Raw genomic sequence first — 9,192 nt, 5'->3', positions numbered from 1 at the left:
TCAGGCGAGGCAGGCGCACACGGGCGACGGTTAGGGTTGAACCGTCGCCTCCGACCATAGATTCCCGGAGCGGCGTGCACAGCCCCTCTGTAAGACTCCGACACAGGATCCGCATGACCGCCTCCGCCACACGCACCGGCGTCGTCCATCTCGCGGAGCGCGCCCCCCAGCTCGCCGGCGCGGAGATGGTCGCCGCACTGGTCCCGCCTCCGCAGTTCGCCGACGCGACGTTCGACACGTATCGCGCAGATCCTGCCTACCCGTCGCAGCAGCAGGCGAAGGATCTGCTCCAGGCCTTCTCCGGCTCGTCGACGCCCGCCAAGGGCGGTCTCTTCCGACGCGCCAAGCGTCCCGAGCTCAAGCCGGGCGTCTACCTCGACGGCGGATTCGGCGTGGGCAAGACCCACCTCCTCGCCTCCGTCTACCACGCGATGTCGGCACGCCGGAAGTACTTCGGATCCTTCATCGAGTACACAGCGCTCGTGGGGGCGCTCGGCTACCAGAAGACGGTGGAGCTGTTCCGGGGAGCGGACCTGCTGTGCATCGACGAGTTCGAGCTCGACGACCCGGGCGACACCATGGTGATGACGCGCCTGCTCGGTGAACTCGTCGGATCCGGCACACGCCTGGCAGCGACATCCAACACGCCTCCCAACGCGCTCGGGGAAGGGCGCTTCGCCGCGCAGGACTTCCTTCGCGAGATCCATGCGATGGCAGCGAGCTTCCAGACCATCCGCATCGACGGCACCGACTTCCGCCATCGCGCCCTCGACGGCCACGCCGCCGTGCTGGAGCCGGCGCAGTACGAAGCCGCCATCGCGAATGCCGCGGCTGCGGGCCTCGCGTCTGACGACGCGTTCGACGCGCTCGTCGCCCATCTGGCCCGCGTGCACCCGTCGCGCTACATCCGGCTCATCGACGGGCTGTCGCTCGTCGGTCTGCGCGACGTCGCTCCGTTCGCGGACCAGTCCGCTGCCCTGCGGTTCGTGGCGTTCATCGACCGGGTCTACGACGCACAGCTGCCGATCCGTGCCACCGGCACGTCGCTCGACCTGGTCTTCCCCGAGGAGATGCTGGCCGGCGGCTATCGCAAGAAGTATCTGCGGGCCATCTCGCGGCTCGTCGCATCGACACTGGACTGAGCGACGACACTGGACTGAGCGACCCGACACCCGCCCGACCGGCCGACTCCGGTCGGATTCGCGGCCGCCGTTCGGCCCTGCGAAACACGATGTTTACGTGCGAGGCCCTCGCGTAACGCGGGAGAAACACGGGTCGGCCCGCTGCCGAAACGGACCGTGGTCACACTGAGGGGACCCGACGCTATACCTGCGTCCCTGCAGAGAGGTTCTCTTCGAGATGGATCAAGGCAACACCGCATTCATCCTGATATGCGCGGCGCTCGTCCTGTTGATGACGCCAGGACTCGCGTTCTTCTACGGCGGTCTCGTGAAGGCGAAGAGCGTCATCAGCATGATGATGCTCAGCTTCGGCGCGATGGGCCTCATCGGCGTCCTGTGGGTCGTCTACGGCTATGCGATCGCGTTCCCGGGCTCTGACGGCCTCATCCCGCCGTGGTCGATCGACTGGTCCGCCATCGGGCTCAAGGGCCTGCTCGAGGTGCCCGACGGTGCGGCGTACCCGCCCCTCGCCTTCGTCGCGTTCCAGGCCACGTTCGCCATCATCACCGTCGCGCTCGTCTCGGGCGCCATCGCAGACCGCGCCAAGTTCGGCTCGTGGATGATCTTCGCCGCCATCTGGGCGACGATCGTCTACTTCCCGGTCGCCAGCTGGGTCTTCAACTTCGGCCTCGCCGAGGACGGCAGCTTCGCCTACGGCGGCTGGATCACGTACGGCATGCAGGAGTGGTTCGGCGTCGGCGCGATCGACTTCGCCGGCGGCACCGCCGTCCACATCAACGCGGGTGCGGCAGCCCTCGCACTGGCACTCGTCCTGGGCAAGCGCCTCGGCTTCCAGAAGGGCGTCCACGTCCCGCACAACCCGCCGTTCGTGCTCCTCGGCGCCGGCCTGCTGTGGTTCGGCTGGTTCGGCTTCAACGCCGGCTCGGAGCTGGCTGCCGACGGCACCGCCGCCCTGGCGTTCGTCAACACCATCGCCGCACCGGCCGCTGCGCTGCTGGCATGGATGGTCGTCGAGAAGATCAAGGATGGCAAGCCCACGTCGGTCGGAGCCGCGTCCGGCGCTGTCGCAGGCCTCGTCGCCATCACGCCGGCATGCGCCTCGCTCGACCCGATCTGGGCGATCGTCCTCGGCCTCATCGCCGGCGCTGTCTGCGCCCTGGCGATCGAGCTGAAGTACAAGTGGGGCTTCGACGACTCGCTCGACGTGGTGGGCATCCACCTGGTCGGCGGCCTGATCGGAACGCTCTACCTGGGCTTCTTCGCCACCGCCACCGGCCTGTTCTGGACCGGCGACGCCACCCAGCTGCTGGTCCAGGCCATCGCCGCCGTCTCGGTGCTGGTGTACTCGTTCGTGCTCGCCTACGTCATCGGCTTCGCGATCGAGAAGACGATCGGCTTCCGCGTCAAGAACGAGGACGAGGTCGCCGGCATCGACACCGTCGTCCACGGCGAGGAAGGCTACGTGCTCGAGGGCACCCGCGCCTGACACGCACGGCAATGGCCCGAAGGGGCGCCGCGGTTCCCCCCGCCGCGGCGCCCCTTCGGCGTGTCACGGCGCCCGCCGGCGTGCGTGGGTGAAGTCGTCCCCGCTCCTAGGATGGCGATCGTGACACAGCGAAACGGGCTGTTCGGCATCCTGAACGGCATCCTGCGCCCCCGGCGGCGACCCGCTCCCTCGCACGCGCCCACCAGGGCGGTGCCTGCGGAGAGCCGCAGCGGCCCCGCCGCGACCGTGGAGGTGCCGCCGCCTGCGTCCGATGCCCTGCGGATCACGTATGCGCCCACAAGGACGGCGATCCCGACGCGGGCGAGATCGTCTGGACCTGGGTGCCGTATACCGAGAACGACGGTCGCGGGAAGGATCGCCCCGTTCTGGTGATCGCCCGGCAGAGCCAGGAGCGTGTCTACGCCGTCCGCCTGACGAGCAAGGCCCACGACGGCGACCGGGACTTCCTCGCCATCGGCCCGGGGGAGTGGGACGCGCAGGGTCGCCCCTCGTGGATCGACATCGAGCAGCTCTACAGCGTGCATCGCGAAGGCATGCGCCGCGAGGCATCCGCTCTCGAGCTCGATCGCTTCATGCGCGTGGCCGACGCGCTGCACCGCCGCTACGGCTGGAACGTCGGCGGCTGAAGGGACGAAAAAGGCCCGGTCACTCGCGTGGCCGGGCCGAAATGGTGGGCGATACCAGACTCGAACTGATGACCTCTTCCGTGTGAAGGAAGCGCGCTACCAACTGCGCCAATCGCCCGTTCCCCGAGGGGGACGACTACCGATCCTACCGGATGCCGGAGCGTGCCTCGGACCACGTCAGGGTGACACGCGCGGGGCGCGTCTGGTTTGGCAGGACGCCGCGGATCGGTTAGAGTCTTTCAAGTGCCCGGGTGAACAACCTGGGAACGAAATGCGGATGTAGCGCAGTTGGTAGCGCACAACCTTGCCAAGGTTGGGGTCGCGAGTTCGAGTCTCGTCATCCGCTCAAGTGCAGGGATCCTCTCCAGGGATCACAGCACGTGGGGTCAAACCACACGCGGTGGCGTGGCCGAGCGGCTAGGCACCGGCCTGCAAAGCCGTTTACACGGGTTCGAATCCCGTCGCCACCTCGCCGACAACTGAACAGCCCCTTTGGGCGCGATTGGCGCAGCGGTAGCGCGCTTCCCTGACACGGAAGAGGTCACTGGTTCGATCCCAGTATCGCGCACAGACGAAAACCCCGGATTAGCCGGGGTTTTTGCGTTTCGGGGGCACGGTCGAACGAGTCACGTGCCCCACACGTGCCCCTTTTCGAGGGCCTACGTGTGCCACGCGGCTCGGATGCGGCCGCGGCGCAGGCCGGTCGGCAGGCCTTCCGAACGCCCAGGGCTGTGAGGCGGCGCCCAAGTCCGCGGGCAGCGGCTCGCAGCAGTTGGCACGCGTCGCGGTCCACCGCTTACATAAACGGCAACGCCACGACGAACAGAGCGGTCGCGATCCCCACCGCCAGCGCAACCGAGGACGATACGACCGCTCTCGTGCGCGACCGGTGCGACTCCACTCTGCGACATAGCCCTAGGCAAACCGCCGCGCCCGCAATGCTCGCAGCGCAGAACGTGCCTGCAGTCATCCACGACGTGACGACTGGCAGACCCTCGATCAGATCCTGTTGCGCGAAGAAGATCGCCTGCCAGATCCACAGCCACGCGAGTCCGGACACGCCGAGGGAAACGATCGACCATCCCACAAGCACCCGAGTGCCGATCGGACGTGGAGCCCGATACAACGGCTGCGCGCCCTCATGCGTCATGGATCGGAGACTAACGACTCCCACTGACCGCGCGAGTCACGATCCCGCAACGACGCCCTCCCGCGACCGTCGGCCTCTCGGTCTAGCGCGTCGATCCCCGCCGGTAGCCGCTTCCGGGGTAGCTCGGGGCGAGGCCTCCGCCGCCGATGCGCGCGGGCACCGTGACGCCCATGCGCTGCGCTATCTCGGCGGGGTTGGAAATGTGCGCCGATCCTTCGGGCTGGGAGAGCAGCAGCACGGCAGCCATGGCGACGGTGACGGCGGCGTCGTCGTGCTCCCCGGCGGGGTTCTGCATCTTGACGTTGCCGCTCACACCTTCCACGAGTCGAACGGTCGCGAGCTGTCGGCGCAGCTCGGGGTCGGCGGGCAGCTCTACGGTCCGATCCCGCAGGGCGTTCGCGAGGCCGCGGGCGAGGCGGGCCGCGCCCGTCCCGCCGCCCGAGGCGCCGAACAGGTACGGGATGCACGAGACGCCCGCGCGTTCGAGTCGCTGCGTCAGCATCTCGGCTTGGTTCGGGTCGTAGTGCAGCGCGCTCACGCGGTACTCGCGGCACGCGGCCAGGGCGCCTGTCTCCACGTCGGTCAGGTCGACGCGCCCGCCGCGGGGCGGCTTCCACAGCAGCACGCGGTCAACGATGGCGACGCGCCCGCGCGGGAGCTGTGAGACGTGCGCGATGGTCAGCGCCGAGTAGTCCCGCCTCACGCCGAGGTCGAGGGTCGCGACGTATCGCGCGCCGGGCATGGGCGGCAGCGTCCCAGTCGCGCGGGTACAGGCGTCGATGTCGGCCTCGGTGGTCAGCGTGTCGTCGCCGAGCACGAACGCGCATTCCACGAGCCGCGCCCATTCCGAGGGGGTGAGGTCACCGCGCAGCGCGTCGACATCCTCGGGTGTCCACCACGGCGGCGGGCCGGGGTTGCGCGACGTGTGCCAGTGGTCCGAGGCGGTCGCGGTGCCCCACAGTCGCGCGCCGATGCTGTCGGGGGAGCCGCCCGTGCCGATGGCGAGCAGCCGCGAGCCGGGCACCTTCGGCATGGCCGAGACGATGGCGCCCCACAGGTCGGCGTGCTTACCGCGGTTCGGCCACATGCCCAGCTCATCGGCGACGAGCAGCCAGGGCCGTTGACCGTACGCGCTCACGGCGTCGGCGGCTTCGAGGGTGACGCTCGCACCGGTCGGGCGGTGGATGATCGCGCGGGCTTGCAGCTCCAGCTCATCGCCGAGTGCGGGCATCCGCGCGAGGTAGCCGCGGGCGGCGTCCATCGCGAACACGGTCTGGTCGTGGTCGGCGGCGTACCAGTGGCCGTGTCCGCCGACGGGCGCACGCCCGGCGAGCATGAGCGCCAGGATCAGGCCGACGGCATCGCCGGTCTTGCTCATGCCGCGCCCGCGCAGCCAGTCGTGACGGCGAGGGCCGGTGTCCGCGAGGAACGCGCGGGCGTCGGCGCGTTGCCACGGCTCGGCAGCATTGCCCCACAGCTCCCCGCCGTCGATGGGCAGGCGGCACAGCAGCCGATACGGGTCGATCATGCTTCAATCTCTGCGCGTGTCGGCGGCTGCGAGGCGAGCACTTCGGCGAGGGTGACGACGACGCGGGCGCGGGTCATCTTCGAGGCGGTGAGGGGGTCGAGGCCGAGCGCCCGGCCTCGCGCCTCGGCGTGCTTCGCTGCGGTGTCCACGACGGCGGCGGCAGCTTCGAGGTCGGCGAGGCTGTCGAGGTCGGGGGCGCGTCGCGTGAACAGGCGTTCGGCGATGCGCTCGCGGGCGACAGCTCGGGCGTAGCGGGTCACGTGTTCGGGAGCTGCGGCCAGCCAGGGCGCCCGGTCGAGCACGTCCGCGGCGATGGTGTCGGCCTCGGCTTCATAGTCCTGGCGGGCGCGTTCGGCTGCGCCGCGGTCGAGTGCGCGCAGCGGGCCGGGGTCGACGCCCTCGCACCAGCGCATGACGGTTGAGCGACCGACGCCGAGCTGTCCCGCGATGCTGCGCAGCGAATGCCCCTCGGCTCGGAGCTTCCGCGCTTCGAGATGTCCCGCAGGGTGTCCCATGATGTCCCGTTCCGTCGCTCTCGTCAGAGGGTCACGCCGACGAGGCGGGCCACGTCGCGGCGCAAGGCTTCGACGCCGCCGAGATGCGACCACGGGGCGCCGTTCCCGCCGCGCCTCTGCCGCCACGGCGTCGCGCCGTCGATGCGGGGGCGTCTCGGCATCCGGCGGCGAATCGCCCGGTCGGGGTCGACGGCCTGCCAGAGCGCATCATCCGAGGTCCCGCCGCCGGACTGCACGTCGGCGCAGGTGGCGCAGAGCTTCCCGATCCAGGCTTCGGAGGTGCGGCGCCCCATCGCGGTTGCCGTGCCGCACCATGCGCAGTGCTCGCCGTTCGGGTGGGCGAGCGGGCGCGCAGGCCGAGCGTCAGCGAGCCATTCGACAGCGGCCGCGCGGCACTCGGCGAGGGCGTCGAGTTCCACAGCGCTCCACGGCGTTCGGGCGGCGAGTTTCGTGGCGGAGTCGGCGAGCCAGACCGGAGAGAACCGGCGCGAGTACGCCACGACGGCGCCGGGAGCCGCGAGGCGGTGCACGAGGTCGCGGAGCCGAGCGGGAGCGATGTCCTGGCCGGGCAGAGGCTGGCCGAGGGCGCTGAGACCGTACAGCGCCGTCGTCGTCTGCCAGGCGGCGACGGAGCCGAGGGCGCGGCGGAGTCCGGGATGCGCGGCGACGATGGCGGCGGCGCTGGCCTCGATGTCGCGGCAGTCGGAGCACGTCGGCAAGGCGACGCTCGCGCCCTTCGGCATCGTGTCCGCGCGCTCGCCTGCCGCCGTCGCGACGACGCGGGAGAACACGGGGTAGTCGGTCGTCGGCCCGGTCGTCGGGATGCCGCAGACGGCACAGGGCGTCATCCCCTCGGGCGTGGCCTGGAAGCCGATGGGAGCGAGGTCGGCAGTGGTCATGGGCGGCGGCTTTCTGCGAGGGCGTATCGGTTGATGTCGTCGGGGCCGAGGTCGCGCCACGTGCGGCGCTTCGATTGCTCCGCGGGGGCAGGTCCGGCGGGCGGTTCCGCGGCAGGCGGTGCGGACTCGGGGCCGCGGGCGGCTTCGGCCTGTCGGCGTCGCGCGAGAGCGTCGACACGCTCGCGCTGTGCGGCCTGTCGGTCACGCTCGGCGAGGCGCTCGCGGGCTTGCTGGTGGTCCCAGGACTCACCGCGGTACAGGGCTTCGGGCATGGCGGTCTCCTCTCAGCGGCGGCGCGGACCGCGCCAGACGTGGGCGGGCATCGCGTCCGGGTCGGGCGCCTCGGCGCGAGCCATGCGGGCGAGGGTGAGCCGGGAGCCGCAGACAGCCCGCGGGTCGGCCCAGCAGTACGCGCCAGGCTCGGCGGCGTGCGTGCGGCATCCGACCGCGAGCGCTTCGGGCGTCACCGCGGACCGTGCCAGGGACACGCGCACGCTGTCGGCGTCGGGCTCGGCGCGGCGGTTCCGCGGGTCGCGTGTCCACGCGCGAGCGGCGCCATCGAGTGCCGCCGCGGGGGCGGCACGGCGGGCGTTGTGGGCGCGGCGGTCGCCCTCGCCGAGTGTGGCGGCGTCCGCCGCGTCGGTGTCGGGTCCGGTCGCGTAGGCGAGGCGGTGGTCAGGCATGGGTCATCTCCCAGTCGTAGGCGTCGTGATGGTCGGGGGTTGCGGCGAGGAGGTCGGCGGCGAGGCGCTCGCGTTCGCGGGCCATGTCCGACGCCCACGGCGCCAGGCGGGCGGCGCGGGCCATCTCGGCGCGGATGGCGGCGGCACGCTCGGCGATGGGGTCGCGGGGCGGACGAGCGACGGCGGCGGCACGGTCGGCGGCGAGCGCCAGACCGGCGCGGACATCGGCGACACGGGCCGCTCGGGCGGCGGCACGGTCGGCGGCGAGGCGCTGCGCGGTGACCGCCTCGGCGCGCGCACGAGCTGCGGCGAGGCGGCGGGAGGGGTCGCGCTCGCTCATGGTGTCCTCCGTCGTGAGGGTGCGGCCCAGTAGCGGCGGGGCTGAGGGCCGGCCTCGGGCTCGGTGAGGTCGAACAGGGGTTCGGGGTCGTGCTGCGGCGGGGGAGGCGTCGCGGGCAGCGGCAGGCCGAGGCGCAGCGCGCGGCGGCGGGCGCTGTCGTAGCGGGCATGGTCGGACCGGCACGCCGGACGGTAGCGCGCGAGGTCGAGGCTGTACGGCGTCGAGTGCCCGCGGCGGTCCTCGGTCGGCAGTCCGTCCAGCTCGCCGCAGAGCGCCCAGTGTGCGGCACGCCCTCCGCAGCCGAACGCGCAGCGGTATGCCGAGGCGGGGCCGAGAGCACGCCGGATGCGGGCATGGGCCGAGGCGTAGGCATAGCAGCCGATGGTCGCGAGAGGGGCACGTGTGGGGCACGAACGGCCAGGCGTCAGCAGCACGAGCAGCCGGGGCGCGTCGTTCCGCGGATCGGGGGCCATCGCGCCACTGGCATCTAGCCAGTAGTGCCCGCTCGGGGTGCCCGCTTCGTCATCGCGGGGATGCCCCTTGCCGTCGCCTGGCACCGGATTAAGGCGCGGCGGGGGCATCAGCGCGCGAATGGGGCCGGGGTGGGGTGATTGCCCGTCCGCGGCGCTCATCGCGTCTACCGGGCGCACAGCGGCGCGAGGCTGGCGCGTCCCCCGGGACGTCCCCCGGGACAGGTCGCACGTCTCGGCGGTTCGTGCCTCGCGCGCGTACGAGCGAGCGAGCGCCAGCGAGCGAGCGGGCACTGTCTCAGGACGGGCCACGTCCGCGAGGTGCAGGGAGT

The 9,192-nt window shown here is 71.5% G+C and carries 11 protein-coding genes and 4 tRNA genes; 6 read left to right on the top strand and 9 right to left on the bottom strand.

Translation table 11 applies throughout. The features are described from left to right. The first annotated feature begins 113 nt into the window (after positions 1-113). From zapE to NCG93_RS20295, 3 genes are all read left to right on the top strand, one after another. Positions 114-1,142, top strand: a complete 1,029-nt coding sequence (zapE, locus tag NCG93_RS03520) for a cell division protein ZapE (protein WP_194415388.1) — start codon at positions 114-116, stop codon at positions 1,140-1,142. Positions 1,143-1,359: 217 nt separating this feature from the next. Next, a complete protein-coding gene (locus NCG93_RS03515; RefSeq protein ID WP_194415389.1) occupies positions 1,360-2,628 on the top strand; it encodes an ammonium transporter in 1,269 nt (422 codons plus the stop codon). A gap of 341 nt (positions 2,629-2,969) precedes the next feature. Next, positions 2,970-3,275, top strand: coding sequence for a type II toxin-antitoxin system PemK/MazF family toxin (locus NCG93_RS20295; RefSeq protein WP_308212098.1), 306 nt, complete (start codon positions 2,970-2,972; stop codon positions 3,273-3,275). Positions 3,276-3,317: 42 nt separating this feature from the next. Here NCG93_RS20295 and NCG93_RS03505 read toward each other — a convergent pair. Continuing rightward, positions 3,318-3,393, bottom strand: a tRNA-Val gene (locus NCG93_RS03505). Between the two features lie 155 nt (positions 3,394-3,548). On the opposite strand from NCG93_RS03505, the gene NCG93_RS03500 reads away from it, so the two are divergent. The 3 genes from NCG93_RS03500 to NCG93_RS03490 all read left to right on the top strand — a co-directional run bounded on the left by NCG93_RS03500 (position 3,549) and on the right by NCG93_RS03490 (position 3,843). Continuing rightward, positions 3,549-3,621, top strand: a tRNA-Gly gene (locus NCG93_RS03500). 53 nt (positions 3,622-3,674) lie between these two features. Further along, positions 3,675-3,745: transfer RNA gene (locus NCG93_RS03495), tRNA-Cys, on the top strand. Positions 3,746-3,771: 26 nt separating this feature from the next. Next, positions 3,772-3,843, top strand: a tRNA-Val gene (locus tag NCG93_RS03490). A 228-nt stretch (positions 3,844-4,071) separates the two neighbouring features. Here the strand turns inward: NCG93_RS03490 and NCG93_RS03485 are convergent. The 8 genes from NCG93_RS03485 to NCG93_RS03450 all read right to left on the bottom strand — a co-directional run bounded on the left by NCG93_RS03485 (position 4,072) and on the right by NCG93_RS03450 (position 8,863). Beyond that, positions 4,072-4,425: a hypothetical protein gene (locus NCG93_RS03485; RefSeq protein WP_194415390.1), complete on the bottom strand. Its 354-nt coding sequence runs from the start codon at positions 4,423-4,425 to the stop codon at positions 4,072-4,074. A gap of 82 nt (positions 4,426-4,507) precedes the next feature. Further along, positions 4,508-5,953 carry a terminase large subunit domain-containing protein gene (locus NCG93_RS03480; protein ID WP_194415391.1) on the bottom strand — a complete coding sequence of 482 codons (1,446 nt, stop codon included), beginning with the start codon at positions 5,951-5,953 and terminating at the stop codon, positions 4,508-4,510. Continuing rightward, the gene (locus NCG93_RS03475) at positions 5,950-6,468 is read right to left on the bottom strand and encodes a helix-turn-helix domain-containing protein (protein WP_194415392.1); all 519 of its coding nucleotides are present in this window, start codon (positions 6,466-6,468) and stop codon (positions 5,950-5,952) included. Before NCG93_RS03475 ends, NCG93_RS03480 begins: the two co-directional genes overlap by 4 nt. 23 nt (positions 6,469-6,491) lie before the next feature. Next, entirely contained in the window at positions 6,492-7,367 is an 876-nt protein-coding gene (locus NCG93_RS03470) for a hypothetical protein (protein ID WP_194415393.1), read from the bottom strand. Further along, a complete protein-coding gene (locus NCG93_RS03465) occupies positions 7,364-7,639 on the bottom strand; it encodes a hypothetical protein (protein WP_194415394.1) in 276 nt (91 codons plus the stop codon). The genes NCG93_RS03470 and NCG93_RS03465 overlap by 4 nt, the downstream gene beginning before the upstream one ends. 12 nt (positions 7,640-7,651) lie before the next feature. After that, complete coding sequence (locus NCG93_RS03460; protein ID WP_194415395.1) at positions 7,652-8,050, bottom strand: hypothetical protein; 399 nt, start codon at positions 8,048-8,050, stop codon at positions 7,652-7,654. Then, positions 8,043-8,390 (bottom strand): hypothetical protein, encoded by a 348-nt coding sequence (locus tag NCG93_RS20035; RefSeq protein ID WP_194415396.1) that lies wholly within the window; start codon positions 8,388-8,390, stop codon positions 8,043-8,045. The genes NCG93_RS03460 and NCG93_RS20035 overlap by 8 nt, the downstream gene beginning before the upstream one ends. After that, a complete protein-coding gene (locus NCG93_RS03450) occupies positions 8,387-8,863 on the bottom strand; it encodes a hypothetical protein (RefSeq protein WP_194415397.1) in 477 nt (158 codons plus the stop codon). The genes NCG93_RS20035 and NCG93_RS03450 overlap by 4 nt, the downstream gene beginning before the upstream one ends. Between the last annotated feature and the right edge of the window lie 329 nt (positions 8,864-9,192).

This window comes from Microbacterium yannicii, from assembly GCF_024055635.1.
GTDB classification, from domain to species: Bacteria; Actinomycetota; Actinomycetes; order Actinomycetales; family Microbacteriaceae; genus Microbacterium; species Microbacterium yannicii.
Note: the sequence above shows the minus strand (reverse complement) of the source record. Positions and strands in the feature narration are given on the sequence as shown.